Genomic DNA, 17,018 nt, shown 5'->3' with positions numbered 1-17,018 from the left:
ACCATGGGTGGGGCAAGCACAAAGCCGGCCGCCAGACCGGGAGCCCCGCCCACAGGGCGCACCACACAGGCGGAGACCCTCATGTCCGACCCATCGCCCATCCCGAACGACGGCACACCGCCCCCGGAGGGCAACGCCCCGTTCCCCGTCGACCTCCTTGCCCAACGCCTCAACATGCTGTCCGACTTCGTCGACCAGGCCTGCTCCGACTTCGAGCGGCACCCGGCCCAGTCACGGCGCATGCTGCTCGTGTTCACCGCCGTGCTCGGCGGCCTCACCCAGGACCTCCAGGCGATCCTGACCCCCGAGCTCACCCAGCGCGCCGACGACGCCATCAACGAACTCGGAGCCGCCGGCCGCATCGGCGTCAGCGACCGCGACCGCGAGAGCGCCGCGCGGCTGCTCGCGGGGATCTGGGGCACCGGGGCGACCGAGGGCGTCACCGCCGAGATCTGGCGGTACGCAGCCCCCGGTCTGGCCGACGCCTGCCTCCAGGTGGCCTGCCTCACCGGCCACTACGCCCAATGGGACCACCATCACGCTGTCTCCGACTCGCCTCGCGGCCCCGCGGCTTAGCCGACCGAGCGGCTCAGCCGAGCATGCCATCCCGGACAGCCGCGTGAGCGCGATCCCTCAACTCGCCTACTTCAAGCCCCTGTTGGAGTGTGGGGTGCGAGTGGCGGCGAGCCGGGCCCTGTGGGCCACTGCCGCCGCCACTCCCCCGTCCGCTCCCCCGTGCCCTTTCAGGCTCTCGCACGGCACGGCCCGTTCCATCCCCCGAGCGAACCATCCGGCTCCCCCGCGCGGGGGAGCCGTTCCGGCGGCGGCTCGAATACCGTTCAGGACAAGGTGAGTACGGCATTTCCGCGCACCTTGCGGGCCCGCAGGTCGGCGATGACCTCGGCCGTGCGGGACCAGTCGCGGACGGAGCCGATCTCGGGGTGCAGCCGCCCGGCTTCGACGAGCCGGACGAGCGCGGCGAGGTCGGATCCGTACGACGTGTCGGAGGAGGTGTAGTCGAAGTGAACGATGCGGGCCTGGTCGGGCCCCTTGAAGAAGTCGAAGAAGTTCAGGGTCACAGGGGTGCGGCTGGCCTGGCCGAACCAGACGAGCAGTCCGCCGGGGGCGAGGCGGGCGAGCGCGGCGGGGAGGGAGTCACCGCCGACCGATTCGAGGACGATGTCGTACGGGCCCTCGGCGTCGGCCACGGACGTGACCAGCTCGGTCGCGCCCAACTCGACCAGGCGGGCGCCTCGTTCGGGGGTCGCGGCGACGGCGGTGACGGCCGCGCCGGACGATGCGGCGAGCTCGGTCACATAGTGGCCGACTCCGCCGCTCGCGCCGGTGATCAGGATGCGGCGGCCGGCGACGGGGCCTGCCGCGCGGAGCAGCCTCAGTGCGGTGATGCCCGCGAGCGGCAGAGCTGCGGCGGTCACGGCGTCGACGCTGTCGGGGAGTCGGGCGACACTCGCGCTCGCCACCGCGACCCGCTCGGCCCATCCGAACGCGGGCGGGTGCGCCACCACCCGGGTGCCCACGGCGGGGCCGCTCCCGTCGGCGGCGGGGCGTACGACCGTACCGGCCACGTCCTTGCCGGGCCGCCAGCCCGGCCACGTACGGTCGAGCTGCCCGTCGAGCTGGAAGGTCTCGCCCCGGTTGACCGAATATGCCTCGACGGAGACGACCAACTCGCCGTCGGCGGGGGCGGGTTCGGGTGCCTCGCCGAGGACGACGGGCTTGTCGGTGTCGTCGGGGGAGCCGGGCAGTAGGGCCTTCATGACGTTTTCCTCTCGGGGCCCGGGGACTCGGGTTCAGGGTGGGCGGGGCTCAGACGAAGACGACGTTCTTGGCGTGCAAGGTGTCGAAGTACTCGCGCACCTCGGCGATCCGCCCGTCCCGGACGGTGAAGACGGCCAGGCAGTGCTGGTCGTAGGGCAGGCCCGACTTCGCGACCGCCCGGGTGTTCCACTCGGCGAAGACCCGCTCGCCGTCGGCGATGACGCCCTCGAATGCGAGCTCCATCGTTCCGGGTACGAAGTGCTCGACCATCGCCGGGACGAACTCGTCGAGGATCGCGCCGGGGCCGACCCAGGTCCGCGAGAGGGGCAGGTCACCGGCGAGCGTCCAGGTCGCGTCCGGCGCGAAGAACCGGCGCAGGGCGTGGAAGTCGCCGGTGGTGAGGGTGTCCATGTAGTCGAGGATCACGGCGCGGCTGGCCTCGGTGGTGCTGGTGGGGGCGGCGGCGGTGTTCGCGGGAGTGGTGGTCGAGGCGGTCATTTCCTGCTCCTTGGAGTGGGTTTCGTCGGGGTACCCCGGGGTGTCCGGGGGCTGTCCGGGGTGTCTCGTTCCGACACCTGAACACTAGGAAGGGGGCGTGCGCGGAGGGAAAGACCTGTTCGGGACCGCCCGATGCCGTACCGGCATATCGGCTGCTCACGCACGGTCGTAAGCTGCTCGGCATGTCCGAACTCCGTCGCCTGCGCTACTTCCTGGCCGTCGCCGAGGAGCGGAACTTCACGCGCGCCGCCGAACGTCTGCACATCGCCCAGCCCGCGCTCAGCCGCCAGATCCGCCAGCTGGAACAGGAGCTCGGGGTACGGCTCCTGGACCGCACGACGCACTCCGTCGAACCGACGGAAGCGGGACGCCTGCTGATGGAGCGCGGGGCGGAGCTCTGCGAGTCGGCGGACCGGCTGTGGCGGGACGTGCGCGGCTTCGCCGAGTCCGAGCGGGACGCGCTGACGATGGGGTACAGCACGAGTACGGGGTACGGGACCGCGCCCACCCTGCTCGCGGCCCTCGCCTCGGCGCACCCTCACCTCGCGGTGACCACCCGGCTCCTGCCCACCGCCGACATCGTGTCCGGGGTGATCGACGGCACGCTGGACGCGGGCCTGGTCCGCTGCCCGCCCCCGGCCCCGGAGCTGGTCCGCACGGTCGTACGCCTCGAACCGCAGGGGGTGCTGCTGCCGGCCTCCCATGCGCTGGCCGCGCGGGATTCGGTTTCGGTGTCCGAGCTCGCGGGAGAGCGGCTCCTCGTCCACCCGCGTGAGGCGAACCCGGGGCACTTCGATGCGATTCTGGGGATTTTCGAGGGGGCGGGGTCTGAGCCTCAACTCCTTTTGAGGCAGCTGTCGTTCGACGCGGCGCACACCCCGGTGGCACGGGGTGAGGCGGTCTCCGTCCTGGGGGAGTCGGCGGTGGACGGGCTTCCGGCCACGCTGGTGTGGCGCCCCCTGCACCCTTCGGCCACCATCGAGCTCCACCTCCTGACCCGGGGCCGGGGTCGTCGGCCGGCCGTCGCCCATCTGCTGCGGACGGCGTCGGAGACGGCCCGGGTCGAGGGGTGGCTGCACTCTCCGGCGTAGCCGCGTACCCCTTAGATGCCGGCCGGCGTTGCGAGGCGTGGGCGGCGGAACGTTCCCATCGCCTCCCTCACCTCGTCCAGGGTGGTCTCGGCGATCTCGTTCGCCCGCTCGTTGCCCTCGGCGATCAGCTTCCGGACGTAGTCCATGTCCTGCGCGTACTCGGCGCGCCGGGCCCTCAGCGGGGCGAAGTGGGTGTTGACCGCGTCCGTCACCGTCGCCTTCAGAGCGGCCGAGCCGCCGTCTCCGAGCTCGGAGGCCACCTCGTGCGGGTCGCGGCCCTGGCAGAGGGCGGCGAGCAGGACCAGGTTGCTCACTTCGGGGCGGTGCTCCGGGTCGTACGAGATCGTGCGGATCGCATCCGTTTTCGCACCCCGGATCAGGCGGGCCGTTTCGTCCGAACTCGCTTTCAGGGCAATGGAGTTGGACCGGCTCTTGCTCATTTTCGTGCCGTCCGTTCCCAGCAGCAGCGGCGCCTCGGAGAGCAGGGTGCGCGGTTCGGGGAAGACCGGGCCGTACCGCTCGTTGAAGCGGCGCGCGATCGTGCGGGTCAGTTCCAGGTGCGGGACCTGATCCTTGCCGACCGGGACCAGGTTCGCCTTGCAGAACAGGATGTCGGCGGCCTGATGGGCGGGGTAGGTGTACATCAGGCCCGAGACGGCCGCCTGACGGGAGTGCGCGATCTCGTCCTTGACGGTGGGGTTGCGGCTGAGTTCGGCCACCGAGACCAGGCTCAGGAAGGGGAGCAGGAGTTGGTTGAGGGCGGGGATCGCGCTGTGGGTGAAGATGGTCGAGCGCGTCGGGTCCACGCCCGCTCCGAGGTAGTCCAGGACCACGTCCTCCACGTTCTCGGCCAGCCGCTCCGCCACGTCCCTGTCGGTCAGCACCTGGTAGTCCGGGATGACCAGGAACAGGTCCACGCCCTCGTTCTGCAGGCGGACCCGGTTGTGGAGCGTGCCGAAGTAGTGGCCCAGGTGCAGGGGTCCGGTGGGGCGGTCGCCGGTCAGGATGCGGTCCTGGGCGGTGATGACGGTGTTCATGGTGGGCTCCTCGTGGGCAGTGGGGTGGGGCGGGCCTGGACGGCGCCCACTGCGGGATCCAGCGAGGGCAACACAAAGGGCCGTCCAGTGATGAACGGCCCGCTGACGATGTCGCGCGTGTGAGTCGTGGCCGCTCCTAGGAGGAGCGCCACCAGCAGAGGTGAGTACGGCACTGCGATGCGGACGACATGGGTTCACCATAGCCCGGCCCCACGGCGCGCGCCCAGGGTCTTTCGGCACGCGCCGCGCGGAGCCCGGGGTCAGTACAGGTTCAGATACGTCTGCCAGCCGCCGCCCACCCGTACGCGGTCGGTGTACGCACCGGCGCCGTTTCCGGGGTAGCGCCACAGGACGCCGTCGGTGTCGCGGGCCACCAGGTCCGGCTTCCCGTCGCCCGTGATGTCGCCGACCCCGGCGAGCGCGTTGTAGATGCCCCAGCCCGCGCCCATGCGGACCCGGTCGCCGAAGGTGCCCCTGCCGTTGCCGTCGTAGCGCCACAGCACCCCGGACGCATCCCGCGCGAGCAGGTCGCCGAAGCCGTCGCCGCCCAGGTCACCCGCGCCGATGACCGTGTTGTAGATCCCCCAGCCGAAGCCGATCTTGACGGGGTCCTTGAAGGCACCCGCGCCGTTGTCGGCGTACATGTACAGGTCGCCCGAGGGAGTGCGCGCCAGGAGGTCGGGGCGGCCGTCGCCGGTCAGGTCGCCCGGGACGGTGAGCTGGTCGTACGCGTTCCAGCCCGCGCCGAGCGCGAGGTGCGGGCCGCTCGGGGCGAAGGGCTTGTTCGCGGCGCCGTCGTAGCGGGTGAGCTGCCCGGAGGCGTCGCGTACGAGGAGTTCGTTGTTGCCGTCGTTGGTGAGGTCGCCCGCCGGGACATAGCGGGAGGTGGTGGGCCAGCCCGGCGCGGAGGGGCCGGGGGTGACGTCGCCGCTGCCGTTGCCGGTGCGGATGGTGAGGGTGCCGCCGGGGGTGAGGGCCAGGAGGTCGCCTCTGCCGTCGCCGTTGTAGTCGCGCCAGGTGGCGGGGCCCGGGGCGGTCGTGGCGGTCATCAGGCGGGTGGTGGAGATGCCGGTGGGGTCTTCCCACAGGGCGGTCGGGCGGTTGTCCGGGCCGCCCACGGATATGCCGCCGCGCGCGTACCCGGACGTGTTGGCGCTGAGCTCCTTGGGCGTGCTCCAGGCTCCGGCCATGCGGGTGGCCACGACGAAGCGGTCGGAGTTGCCGTCGTCGGCGGGCTGGCTCCACCCGGCGTGCACGGTGCCGTCGGCCGCGATGTCCGCGCCGAAGTGCGTCATGCCCGCGTACTGCGTCGACAGGGTCTGCACCGGCGACCAGGTGCCGGTGGCGGCGGCCCGGGTCGAGGTGCGGATGTAGAAGCCGTCCGTACCGGACTGGTAGTCGGACCAGACGAGGGTGACGTCACCGCCCGGGCCGGTCAGCGGGGTCGGCACGGCGTCGCCGAAGCTGTCCGTGCTCGCGGCGCTCTCGACCGGGCCCCAGGTGCCGGTCGCGGCCGGTCTCTGCGCGTAGTTGAGGGCGCCACCCGCGAGCCACGTCAGCGCGAGGGTTCCGCCCGGGCCCGTCGCCAGGCGGGCCTCGGCGGCCGGGACCGGGGTGGGGAAGGTGTCGTGCGGGGCGCTCCAGGCGGCGGTCGACGCACCCTGCTCGGCCGATTTGAAGGCCGCGCCCGCGGACCCGTACTCGGTCCACACGACGTTCACCGAGCCGTCCGCGGCCACCGCGACCTGCGGGTACGCGTCCTGTGCCCCGGCGCCCGTGGTGTCGAGCCGGTCCGGCGCCGACCAGGTGCCGCCCGCCCCGGTGCGCTCGGCCGCGTACACCTCGTACTGCGGGTCGACACTGTGTGCCCACACCACGACGGTGCGGCCCGAGGGGGTGCCGGCGAGCTGGATGTCCTGGATGCGGTCGGCCGCGGCTATCTGCACCGGGGACGACCAGGACGTGGCACCGGCGGGCAGCGCCGAGGTGCGCAGCACGGCACCGGTGGCGGCCACGTCGACCCAGGCGACGGTGACCGAGCCGTCCGGCGCCGCGAGGAGATGCGCGTCGACGGGCGAGGACGTGTCGTACGTGGAGCTCGCCAGGGTGCGCACGGGCCCCCACTTGGTGGTCCCCGCCGGCCGCACCGCCGCCAGGAGATCACGCTGCGAGCGGTTGGCCGCGAGTCTGGACCACAGGGCAACCACCGTGCCGTCCTTGGTCGTTCTGGTGTCGATCAGCGTCTGGATCGTGGTGCCGTCGGTGAGCGCGTACGGGGCGCCCCACTGGTCGGTCTCGATGGCCGGGTGGGGTCCGGGGCCGGCCCCGGCGCCCGTCGTACCGAGGGCGCCGAGCGCGAGTGCGGACGTCAGCGCCGTGGTCAACACCCGCCGCAGCAGCGTGCTCCGTCGGCCGTGCCTGTTCTCTGCCACAAGTACTCCGCCTCATGCGTGGGATGCATGCGGGGTACGCGAAGCCGCGCGTGCATGCCGCGCGAGGATAGAGACGCCGCCCGGCTCGGGCCCAGCATGCGAGCAGCCGGGAGGTTAACAGCAGATTCGGAATCTCGAACTCCCCGACAGGGACTACTGGTTGGTGCCCTGTGGAGGCGCTCCTCATGCGGGCGGGAGGACACGGGTGCGGGCACCGAATGAGCCCGGTGGCATTGCGTGGGCGTGGTTCCCACACACAGAACCGGCACTACTTGTGGGCGTGGCCGCCCACGTAGAACAGCAGCCACACAAAGCCGGCGAAGACATGGGTGCCAAAGATGTAGAAGCCCGCGCGCAGGGCGATGCTGCGCTCCTGGCTCTTCTCGCTGTCGGCCACCGGTCGCCTCCTGTCCCGTACTGGTGCGTTCCAGGGTACGGGGGAGGCGGCCCGGGGCCCAGAGAGGACCGCTGGGTGGTCAGTCCTCGTGTGTGTAGAACACGTAGAACGACACCAGGAACATCGCCCCGCCGAAGATCGCCCCCATGCCGGACGACCTGAACACGCTGTGGTCGGACAGGCTGTACAGGAAGCCCATCGCGGCGCCGAACAGCGTGCCGTACGCCGCCGCGCGGAGCTCGCGGGGCAGGGCGGACTGGATGCTGAGGAGGCCGATGCCCAGGGCGATCACGGCCAGTCCCGACACGACGCCGAGGACGATCTGGCCGCCGGTGATCGCACCGCCGCCGCGCTGGTTGGCGAAGACGTACAACCCGTACATCACCCCCAGGACGACGGGGATCGCGAGGACGGCCCTGCTCAGATGGTGAGCCCTGCGGTGGCTCGTGGCGGGTACCGAAGCGTGTGCGGCCATGGCGGCACTCCTTCCGCTTTCCCGGGGCACGTGTACGCGTCCCCCATATAGCCCACACCCGCGCGCGCCGATGGGCAACCCGGGATTTCGTGGACGGGTGCGCAGCTTCCTGTCGGCGGTGCTGATCGTGCTTGCGGCCGTCCTCGTCCCGCTGGGCGCGGTCGCCGCCTGGGCGAAGACGGAGATCGGCAGCAGCGACCGCTACGTCGCCGCCATGGCACCGCTCGCCGGGAACCGAGCCGTGCGCGGCGAGGTGGCCGCCAAGGTCACCGACGCGATCATGCAGAACGTCGACGTGGGGCCGCTCCAGGGCTCGGTCGCCTCGCTGATCGGCGGGGCCGTGCGGTCCTTCACCACCACGTCCGCCTTCCAGGACGTGTGGAACACCGCCAACCGGGCCGCCCACGCGAGCGTCGTCTCCGCCCTCACCCACAACGGCGGCGGCAACGACGTGACCATCGACCTGGCCCCGGCGATCCAGCAGATCAAGACCGAACTGGAGGCACAGGGCGTGCCGTTCGCGAACAGGATTCCCGTGGAACACACCGACCTGACCGTCGTCGAGTCGACGAGACTCGGGCCGGTCCGCACCGTCTTCCGGTGGCTCCGGCGCGTCGGCGTCTGGGGCGCGGTCGTCTGCCTGGCGGCGGCGAGCGGGGCGGTGCTCGTCGCGGTACGCCGCCGCCGCGCCCTCATCGGGGTGGGGATCGGTCTTGCCGTGGGCGCGGCGGTCCTGCACGTCCTGGTCGCCGTCGGCAGGTCGCTCACGCTGGACGGGCTCCCCGCGGACTCCGATCCGTCGGCGGCGGGGGCGGTCTACGACGCGCTCACCGACTTCCTCAGCACGGCGGCGTGGGCCGTCCTCGCGTTCGGGCTCGCGCTCGCGCTCGGGGCCTGGCTCACGGGCCGGCTGTGGAAGCGAGGGCGGCCGGCCGCCGAGGGGCCCCGGCCAGGACCGGTACGGGCGGGGTCGCCAGACCTGCCCTGACCGCGTCCGGCACCCGGCCGCCCACCTGCGCAGCCTCGAACAGCCCTCCGTCTTCGACGCGGCCCTCGGCGGGCTCCTCGACCGGGTGGCCGCGCGGGCAAAGGCTTGAGCAACCGTGCCGGGCGCCGGGCCGTCTTTGGGGGAGGATGCGAACGCTGTGACCGGCTAGCGGGAGGCAGGCCGCCTTGGACACCTTGGGCACGGGGACCGTACCGGCCTTGCCGGCCGCATCCGACGTACGGCGACGGCATCCCTGGCGGGTGGTGTCCGCGCTGGCCGGGGCGCTCCTGCTGGCCGGGGTCAGTGTGGTGGTGGGGTGCCGGGCCGCCGATTCGGACGGGGTCACGCCCGTGCCGCAGGCCCTCGCCTTCCTGCCCTGGCTGCTCGTGCCGGGCGGCGCGGGGCTCGCGCTCGCGGCGCTGGGGCGGTGGCGCACCGGCATGGTGTGGGGCGTCGCTGTCCTCGCGGTCACCGGCTGGTACACCCAGCCGTACGGCGCCGACACGACCCGGCCGAAGGGCCCGGTCCTGGCGGAGTTCACCGTCCTCACGTCCAACACCGAGTTCGGGTGGGCGACGGACGATCTGATCGCCACCGTCAAGCGCGAGAAGCCCGACCTCGTGTTCGTCGAGGAGTGCAGCTTCCGCTGCTCCGACGCGCTGGCCGCGGACCTGCCCAAGGCCGACTACCCGTACCGCGATGTCGTACGCGAGGACGGTTCCGCCGGGTCGGCGATCCTGAGCCGGTTTCCGCTGAAGCCGGCCGAGCCCATCGAATCGGTGATGGCGATGCCCGGCGCGGTGGCCACCATCGGCGGGCGCGACGTACGGCTCCAGCTCGCGCACCCCTCGCCGCCGCTGCCCGGCGACGACGGCAAATGGCATCAAGAGCTGGGCAGGACAAGGGAGTTCGCGAAGGCTACGAAGGGGCAGCCCGTCATCCTGGCCGGGGACTTCAACGCCACCCAGGACCACGCCCTGTTCCGCTCCGTGCTCGACGAGGGCGCCCTGCACGACAGCGCCCGGCTCACCGGGCAGTCGCGCACCTGGTCCTGGCCCGCCGACCGCACCACCCCGCTGCGCACCCAGATCGACCACGTCCTGGTGAACGGCGACTCCTTCAAGGCGACGTCCGCGCGCTTCCTGAAACTGCGCGGCACCGACCACCGTGCGCTGCTCGTGGGGCTCAGCCTGTACGGCGGCTGACACATCGTCGCGGCCGGGACGGCCGCGGCGCCGACATGCGGGCCCCGTCCCGGCGGGTCAGCATCGTAGGGAGCCCGGGCGGGCGACGGTTTCGGGGATGATCCGGAAGCGGCGGCACACCAGGATGGTCGGATTCGAAAGAATTATCCACAGGCTGTGGACAACATTTACGGTTCCGTTGGCCGCCCTGTTTGCACCAAGTGATCTCTTTACGGTGTCGTGTGGTCATGGCTGATCAGAAGCGGGCGGGGGACGGCGTACGGCAGGGGCGGCTCGCGCCGCCGGAATGGCTCATCGGGGGGCTGCGTCCCGCCCCCACCCCCATCCCCTGGCCGGCCGTCGCCCGCGCCGCGATCGCGATGTCCGCGCCGCTGGCCGTGGGAATGGCGACCGGGCAGAGCGCGTACGGCGCGCTCGCCTCGATGGGCGCGCTCAGCGGGGTCATCGGCGACACCGCCGACGCGTACCGGATGCGGATCTTCAACATCGCCGTGCCGCAGCTGTTCGGCGCGCTCGGCGTGACCGTCGGCAGCCTCGTCTTCGGGCACGGCTGGCTCGCGGTCGCCGCGCTCACCCTCGTGGCGCTGGCCTCCGGAATGATCTCCACGATCGGCGCGGTCGCCTCGGTCTCCGGACTGCTGCTGCTCCTCAACGCCGTCGTCGGCGCGGGCCTGCCCATGCCCGGACCCTGGTGGAAGGCGCCGCTGCTGCTCAGCCTCGGCGGCCTGTTCGTGCTGCTCCTGAGCCTGCTCGGCTGGCCCCTGCGACGTACCGAACCCGAGCGGGACGCCGTCGCCGGGACCTACCGCGCGGTCGCCGAAGCGATCGAGGCCGCGACGACGGACGCGTACGACACCAGACGCCAGGCCGTCACCCAGGCCCTCGACACCGCCTACGACCTGATCCTCGCCCGCCGGGCCCGCGAACACGGCCGCCGCGAGGAACTGGTGCGCCTCCTCGCCCAGCTCAACGTCGTCATCCCGATCGTCGAGGCGGCGCCCGCCGTGCACCTGCGCGGCTGGGGCGTGGATGCCGCGATCCCCACCGCCGTACGGCAGTTGGCGGACGCGGTGGCCGAGGGCCGCACCGGCGCGGTCGCCCCGGACCTGCCCACGCCCGCGACCCCGGCCGAGCGGGCCCTGGACACCGCGCTGCGGCACGCCTTCGCCGTGGTGCACAACCCCGACGTCGACCACTCCAACATCGACGACCGCCTCGGCCGCCCGGCCGCCCTGCGCATCCGGTTCCGCCGCGCGGCCCGCAACGTCCTGCTCTCCGGGGCCTCCTGGCGCTACGGACTCCGCCTCGCCCTGTGCATCGGGCTGGCCCAGGCCCTGGTCTCCGTGGTCCCGGTGGAACGCTCGTACTGGGTGGCCCTGACCATCGTCTTCGTCCTCAAGCCCGACTTCGGCTCGGTCTTCGCGCGGGCCCTGATGCGGGCGGTCGGCACGGCGGGCGGGCTCGTCATCGCGGCGGCCGTCCTCGCGGAGGTGCCGCGCGGGTGGTGGGACATCCCGGTGATGATGCTGCTCGCGGCGCTGATCCCGGCGTTCTCCGCGAAGGGGTACGCCTTCCAGACCGCGGCCATCACCCCGGTGATCCTGCTCCTCTCGGACGTCCTCAACCACCAGGGCTTCAACCTGGTCATGCCCCGCCTGTGGGACAGCCTCATCGGCTGCGCGATCGCGCTGGTCGCGGGCTATCTGCTGTGGCCCGAGAGCTGGCACACCCGCATCGGGGCGCGGCTCGCGGACGCGGTGGCGGCGACGGCGGAGTACGTGGAGTACGCGTTCTCCTCCGAGGACGACCGCACGGAGCGGGTCCGGCTCCGGCGCCGGCTGTACCGGGACCTCTCGACGGTACGGAGCGAATTCCAGCGGGCGTTGACGGAACCCCCGCCGACGGGCCCCCGTGCGGCGGCGTGGTGGCCCCTTGTCGTCGCGGTCGAGCGGATCGTGGACGCGACGACGGCGGCGCGGGTGCGGGTGAACCACGGGGCGTCCTCGCCTGCGGCGGGCGAGGTTACGGAGATCGCGTCCGAGCTGCGGGGGCTTGCGGAGGGGTTGCGGTCGAGCGTGACGCTGGTGGAGGTCCGGGCGGACCTCCCGGGTGACGAGGAGTCCGTCCTGGCCCCGCTCCGCCAGGAAGTCCGAGCCGCCCGAGCCATCGCGTCCCCCACCCCCTGACCCTGCCAGGGGCGCGGGGCTCTGACATTGTGCGGCTCCGCCGCGTGGGCGCGAGCAGCCCCCACCGACCCGCAGCCGAAGGAGCCGCACGCCCCCGCGGGGCAACGCCTCAGAAGAGAGGCAACTGGCCCGGGAACCGGGGGAGTTCGAACCCGTCCAGGGTTCGCTGGGAGGCGTCCGCGGGGGCCCGGCGCTTGGAGCCGGGGCAGAGCGTCAGCTCGCCGGACGACTCCCGCGTACGGGGATCGTGGCGCACGAACTTGCCCGCCACAACGGCAACGGCACGGCCGCAGGACGGGCAAGAACGACGGGGAGAGACGCTGGGCATCCCCCCATGCTGCCAGAGGGACTACGCGGCCGGCTTGACCGCCGAAGTGAGCCCGTTGCGCCACAGGCTGTTCACCCGGGACTTCTCCGTGCTGTTCGGGTACGCGTTGCGGCACGACGTGCCGGGCCCGCCGCCGGACATCAGCTCACTGCACGGCCCCGAGTAGTGGTCGGGCAGCCCGAGCACGTGCCCGGTCTCGTGCGCGACGACCCGCACCGAGTAGTACTGCTGGTTCTGGCTGTAGTCCAGGAAGATGTAGCCGTTGCCGTGCCCGTCGGTCGAGGCGTACGAACCGTTCTGCGGGTCGTCGCCCTCGCGGTACTCGAAGTCGGCGCCGCCGTTGCTCTCCGCGAGGCGTACGTTCTGCACCGACGAGTTCCAGATCTGCGCGGCCTGCGATATCTCGGAGGTGAAGCTGGGGGCGTTGGCGGTGCTGTACGTCACGGTCACGGCGGCCGCGAGCGGGTTGGCGGCGCGCTTCTTGGCGACCGACTTCATGACCGCGTCGTAGAACGCCCGGTCGTTGACGGCGGAGTGCTTGGCCGCGGAGGTGTAGTGCGCGGCCGGGGCGGGGGTGGCCGTGGGGGTGGCGGCGGTCGCGGGGATCGCGCCGAAGCCCGCGAGGGCGAGGCCCAGCGCGGCGGTCACGGCGAACGTGCGGGAGTGTCTCATGGGGGGGTTTACCAATCCGTCGGGGATCCGCGCCCGGCTGGGTGGGCCGGCCGCGGGTGGGGGCTCTGCTGATCGGTGGCCGGGGGACGCGCTGTGGCGCCGTTCCGGTGATTGGTGATTGTGCAGGCCACAGTGGCGTACGGGAATGATGCCGATCTGCGATAACTCCCGCGTATCAGTGCGGTTTTGGTCATCTGGTGCGATCACTTAGCGTGCCCTAACCTCAGCCCATGGAGCTGGAGGTGAGACATCTGCGGGTGCTGTGCGCCATCGCCGACGCCGGCAGTCTGCACGCCGCCGCACGGGCGCTCGGCACGAGCCAGCCCGCCCTGACGACCCAACTGAAGCGCATCGAGAACACGTTGGGCGGACGGCTCTTCTCGCGCGAGCGGACCGGCTGTGTGCCCACGGTTCTGGGCCGGGGCGTGGTCGGCCGAGCCCGTCCGCTGCTCGCCTCGCTGAGCGCGCTGGTCGCCGACACCCGGGCCGCGGCCGCCCGCGCCGCCGAAGGCGACCGGCTGCGGATCGGCTCCACCGCGAGCCGCGCGATCCCCGGCTGGCTGCGCCGCCTGCGGGAGCGGCTGCCCGGCACGGAGACGGAACTCCAGGTGGCGGTTTCGGCCACCGCGCTGCTCCGCCAAGTCGCGGCGGGCGAGCTGGACGTGGCGTTCGTACACGAAGTGGAGGGCTGCCCGCTGCGGATCCCGCCGGGGCTTGAGATCCGCACGCTCGTGGAGCGCGAGCCGCAGTTCGTGTGCCTGGCGGCCGACCATCCGGCGGCGCACCGGCCCCTCGTGGATCTGGCCGACCTGGCCGCCGACCAGTGGATGGTCGACCCCAGCGTGGACGGCGAATGGGAGGGCCTGCGCCGCGTCCTCAACGCGGCCGGCCTCAACCCCCGTGTGCTGCACGGCGATTACCTGACGGCGGCGGGCCTGGTCGCGACGGGCGAGGTCGTCACCCTGTGCCAGCCCACCTCCCGCCCCCGCTCCGACATGGCCATACGCCCCCTGCGGGACGACCCGCTGGGAGTACGGCTGCTCCTGGCGGTCCGCAGTGGGGCATACGGAGGTGAACTGGCCGGGGTGGGCACCGACCTGGAGTCGGCGTACTGGGAGGCGGCCTCCCACTCACCCCCGTACCGGGCGTGGCTGGAGGAGCGGGGCCTTCCCTAACGGCCTCTCACCGGCCTCAGCAGGGCCGCGTGACGCCCTGGTGATCATGAACGTCGGGGCGCCCGTCCGGCGGACGTCCGTTCGCCGCGGACGGGATGGCCGAGGGGCCCACTCCCGCGACTACGATGCGGTCGGCTTCGGGATGCTGGAGTGCTGCACAGCCAGTTGGCGTACTGCAAAGCCCGGGGTCTTTGACATACCGCCATATGTCGTGCCGTCAAAGGATGTTCGGGCCATGAGCAGCAGTACCGGTGGCAGAGGGCTTCAGCCCAACGTTCTGTCCACGTTCGACACCGTTGTCATGGCGGTCGCGGGCAGCGCGCCCGCCTATTCGCTGACTGCCACCACCTCCGTGCTCGTGGGCGCGGTCGGGCTCGCCAGTCCGGCGGCGCTGCTCTACTGCGCGATCCCCATGCTCGGCATCGTGCTCGCCTTCGGGCGGCTCGGGCGGATCGACGTCAACGCTGGGGCCGCCTACTCCTGGGTCGGGCGCACCCTGCATCCCTTTCTCGGGTTCCTCAGCGGGTGGGCGCTCGTCGTCGCCGCCACCCTGTTCATGGTGGCCGGCTCGCTGCCCGCCGGGCAGATGACCCTCGGCCTCTTCGACCCCGCCCTCGCGCGCAATACCGCCCTTGCCACTGCTACGGGTGCTGGGTGGTTCTTGTTGATGCTGGGGGTCGTGCTGGGGGGTGCCCGGTTGTCGGCCAGGGCCCAACTCGTCATCTCCGGCGCCGAGTTGGTGATTCTCGGGGGATTCTCCATCGGGGCGCTCGTGCGTGTCGGGGAGGGCGGCGGGGTCGTACCGTTCGACTGGGGGTGGCTCGGGTTCGGGCACTTCGACGGGGTGTCGGGGTTCGCCGCGGGCACCCTGATCGCCGCGTTCTACTACTGGGGCTGGGACGTCACCAGCAACCTCAGCGAGGAGACCCGCGACAGCCGCCGCACCGCCGGGCTCGCAGCCCTGGTCGGGGTCGGTATCGTCTTCGCCCTGTTCGTCGCCTTCACCGTCGCCGTGAACGTGCTGCTCACCAGTGGCGAGATCGAGGCCGGGCAGTCCAACGTCCTGGCCCTGCTCGGCGAACGCGTCTGGCCCGGCGTCGGCGGCAGGCTCATGGTGCTCGCCGTGGTCCTCTCCACCATCGCCACCCTGGAGACCACCCTCATCCAGGTCACCCGCTCCCTCTTCGCGATGGGCCGCGACCGTACGATGCCGGGCGGGCTCGGGGCCGTACACCGGCGGTGGAACACGCCCTGGGTGGCGGTCGTGGTGGTCGGCGCGGTGGCGCTGCTCCTGTTCGTCGCCTCCAACGCGCTCGGCTCCGTGCAGGACATCATGTCCGACGCGCTCGCCGCGATCGGCCTCCAGACCACCCTGTACTACGGCCTCGCCGGCCTCGCCGCGGTCGTCGCCTACCGCCGGACGCTCACCGAATCCGTCAGCTCCTTCCTGCTCGGCGGGGCCTGGCCGCTGCTCGGCTCGGTCTTCATGTTCTGCGTGTTCGGCGCCTCGCTGACCCGGCTCAGCGGCGCCGCCGTCGCGATCGGCATCGGCAGCCTGCTCGCGGGGCTCGTCCCCATGCTCTGGTACTGGCGGCGGGGCAGCACGTACTACCGCCCCGCCCGGCTGGATGCGACCCGTTCATTCGAAGTGAGTACCGGGTTCCCCAACTCCCGGACAAAGGCACCCAGGTACGTCCAGGCTGGGCACCCCACCGACTTCTGAGAGGCGGTACGCGCATGGCAGCACTGCGCCGCCGGGCCTACCGGAAGACAGCCATACGCTTCGACGCCGACCTCGGTGACCGGGCGCTCACCGTCGCCCGGCACGACATCGTCATCGGCCGCTGGCAGGGCGTACGCGATCTGCTGCGGGCCACCGGCGACGACTGGGCGCTGCGTACGCACCGGATCCGGGCGCTCGCCAACGCCGCCGCCGGGTCGACCGTCGTCGAGGCCTGGCGGGCCGCCGAACCCGACAGCCCGGACGCGGCGGTGCTGCGGGCGGCCACCGAGGTGACCCGCGTCTTCAACGGCGCCATCGCGGCCGGGCGCGGCGCCGGGACCGACCGCGACCGCATCGACGTCGCCGTCATGGCCTGCCTCGGCGCGGCCGACGCCCGCCCCGCCGACCCGACCCCCTGGGCCTCGCTGCTCACCGTGGCGCGGTTGTACGAGGGCGGGGTCGCGCGGCGTGAACTGCGGGGGTGGTGGGACGAGTTGCGGCGGCGCGACCCGTACCACCTCGAAGGGCACGTCCAGATGCTGCGGTACTTCTCCGCGCGCTGGCACGGGACGCACGGCTCGATGTACGACTTCGCACGGGACGCGGCGGGGGCGGCCCCGGCGGGGTCCCCGCTACCTGTGCTGGTGCAGATCGCCCGGGTGGAGGAGTACCGGTACGTTTCCGATGCCGCGAAAGGGCGGCCTGTCCGGGGGTTCGGGCAGCACTGGACCCATGAGCTTGCCGTGACCGAGCTTCGGCGTACGTATGACCGCTGGCTGGGCGGGCGGCCCCCGGGGCCCATTCGCTCCTCCGAAGCCGCCGAGCTCAACTACCTTGCGCATGCGGCGTGTTGTGCGGGACTCACGCGTGAGGGGGCGGCGCTGGTGGGGTTGCTGGGGGAGCGGGTCGCTTTGGTGCCCTGGGTCTATACGGGGGATCCGGCTTCCCAGATCGTCCGCTGGCGCGGGCAGGGTGGGGCTTGAGGGGGCTCGCATTCGGGTGCGGGCCCGGTGGGGAGGGGTGGGGCTGGTC

General features: G+C 72.2%; 16 protein-coding genes. 8 read left to right on the top strand and 8 right to left on the bottom strand.

The features are described from left to right. Positions 1-81: 81 nt before the first annotated feature. The gene (locus ACSHXC_RS20345) at positions 82-576 is read left to right on the top strand and encodes a hypothetical protein (protein WP_438292921.1); all 495 of its coding nucleotides are present in this window, start codon (positions 82-84) and stop codon (positions 574-576) included. 263 nt (positions 577-839) lie between these two features. On the opposite strand, the gene ACSHXC_RS20340 is transcribed toward ACSHXC_RS20345, so the two are convergent. Together ACSHXC_RS20340 and ACSHXC_RS20335 are read right to left on the bottom strand one after the other, a co-directional pair. Further along, positions 840-1,778, bottom strand: a complete 939-nt coding sequence (locus tag ACSHXC_RS20340) for a zinc-binding dehydrogenase (protein WP_438292919.1) — start codon at positions 1,776-1,778, stop codon at positions 840-842. Between the two features lie 49 nt (positions 1,779-1,827). Next, complete coding sequence (locus ACSHXC_RS20335) at positions 1,828-2,277, bottom strand: nuclear transport factor 2 family protein (protein WP_438292917.1); 450 nt, start codon at positions 2,275-2,277, stop codon at positions 1,828-1,830. A 182-nt stretch (positions 2,278-2,459) separates the two neighbouring features. On the opposite strand from ACSHXC_RS20335, the gene ACSHXC_RS20330 reads away from it, so the two are divergent. Further along, complete coding sequence (locus ACSHXC_RS20330) at positions 2,460-3,368, top strand: LysR family transcriptional regulator (protein ID WP_438292916.1); 909 nt, start codon at positions 2,460-2,462, stop codon at positions 3,366-3,368. Positions 3,369-3,379: 11 nt separating this feature from the next. Here ACSHXC_RS20330 and trpS read toward each other — a convergent pair whose 3' ends face one another. From trpS to ACSHXC_RS20310, 4 genes are all read right to left on the bottom strand, one after another. After that, on the bottom strand, positions 3,380-4,405 hold the full coding sequence (gene trpS, locus ACSHXC_RS20325; protein ID WP_438292914.1) for a tryptophan--tRNA ligase: 1,026 nt from the start codon (positions 4,403-4,405) through the stop codon (positions 3,380-3,382). Positions 4,406-4,665: 260 nt separating this feature from the next. Then, entirely contained in the window at positions 4,666-6,837 is a 2,172-nt protein-coding gene (locus tag ACSHXC_RS20320) for an FG-GAP repeat domain-containing protein (protein ID WP_438292913.1), read from the bottom strand. A 268-nt stretch (positions 6,838-7,105) separates the two neighbouring features. Beyond that, complete coding sequence (locus ACSHXC_RS20315; protein WP_226598910.1) at positions 7,106-7,234, bottom strand: DUF6126 family protein; 129 nt, start codon at positions 7,232-7,234, stop codon at positions 7,106-7,108. Between the two features lie 79 nt (positions 7,235-7,313). Continuing rightward, complete coding sequence (locus ACSHXC_RS20310; protein WP_438292911.1) at positions 7,314-7,709, bottom strand: hypothetical protein; 396 nt, start codon at positions 7,707-7,709, stop codon at positions 7,314-7,316. A gap of 97 nt (positions 7,710-7,806) precedes the next feature. On the opposite strand from ACSHXC_RS20310, the gene ACSHXC_RS20305 reads away from it, so the two are divergent. The 3 genes from ACSHXC_RS20305 (at position 7,807) to ACSHXC_RS20295 (ending at position 12,088) form a co-directional block, all read left to right on the top strand. Beyond that, entirely contained in the window at positions 7,807-8,697 is an 891-nt protein-coding gene (locus ACSHXC_RS20305) for a hypothetical protein (RefSeq protein WP_438292910.1), read from the top strand. Positions 8,698-8,915: 218 nt separating this feature from the next. After that, a complete protein-coding gene (locus ACSHXC_RS20300) occupies positions 8,916-9,902 on the top strand; it encodes an endonuclease/exonuclease/phosphatase family protein (protein WP_438292909.1) in 987 nt (328 codons plus the stop codon). A gap of 227 nt (positions 9,903-10,129) precedes the next feature. Next, complete coding sequence (locus tag ACSHXC_RS20295; RefSeq protein ID WP_438292907.1) at positions 10,130-12,088, top strand: FUSC family protein; 1,959 nt, start codon at positions 10,130-10,132, stop codon at positions 12,086-12,088. Between the two features lie 109 nt (positions 12,089-12,197). Here ACSHXC_RS20295 and ACSHXC_RS20290 read toward each other — a convergent pair whose 3' ends face one another. Next, positions 12,198-12,359, bottom strand: a complete 162-nt coding sequence (locus tag ACSHXC_RS20290; RefSeq protein ID WP_438292906.1) for a hypothetical protein — start codon at positions 12,357-12,359, stop codon at positions 12,198-12,200. A gap of 78 nt (positions 12,360-12,437) precedes the next feature. After that, the gene (gene snpA / locus ACSHXC_RS20285; protein WP_438292904.1) at positions 12,438-13,088 is read right to left on the bottom strand and encodes a snapalysin; all 651 of its coding nucleotides are present in this window, start codon (positions 13,086-13,088) and stop codon (positions 12,438-12,440) included. A 230-nt stretch (positions 13,089-13,318) separates the two neighbouring features. Between snpA and ACSHXC_RS20280 the strand changes: the two genes are divergently transcribed. From ACSHXC_RS20280 to ACSHXC_RS20270, 3 genes are all read left to right on the top strand, one after another. After that, positions 13,319-14,263 carry a LysR family transcriptional regulator gene (locus tag ACSHXC_RS20280; RefSeq protein WP_438292903.1) on the top strand — a complete coding sequence of 315 codons (945 nt, stop codon included), beginning with the start codon at positions 13,319-13,321 and terminating at the stop codon, positions 14,261-14,263. 235 nt (positions 14,264-14,498) lie between these two features. Beyond that, on the top strand, positions 14,499-15,986 hold the full coding sequence (locus ACSHXC_RS20275; protein WP_438292902.1) for an APC family permease: 1,488 nt from the start codon (positions 14,499-14,501) through the stop codon (positions 15,984-15,986). Positions 15,987-16,000: 14 nt separating this feature from the next. Next, positions 16,001-16,969, top strand: a complete 969-nt coding sequence (locus tag ACSHXC_RS20270; protein WP_438292901.1) for a hypothetical protein — start codon at positions 16,001-16,003, stop codon at positions 16,967-16,969. Positions 16,970-17,018: the final 49 nt, after the last annotated feature.

Source organism: Streptomyces sp. HUAS TT7, from assembly GCF_051550175.1.
Classification (GTDB): domain Bacteria; phylum Actinomycetota; class Actinomycetes; order Streptomycetales; family Streptomycetaceae; genus Streptomyces.
Note: the sequence above shows the minus strand (reverse complement) of the source record. Positions and strands in the feature narration are given on the sequence as shown.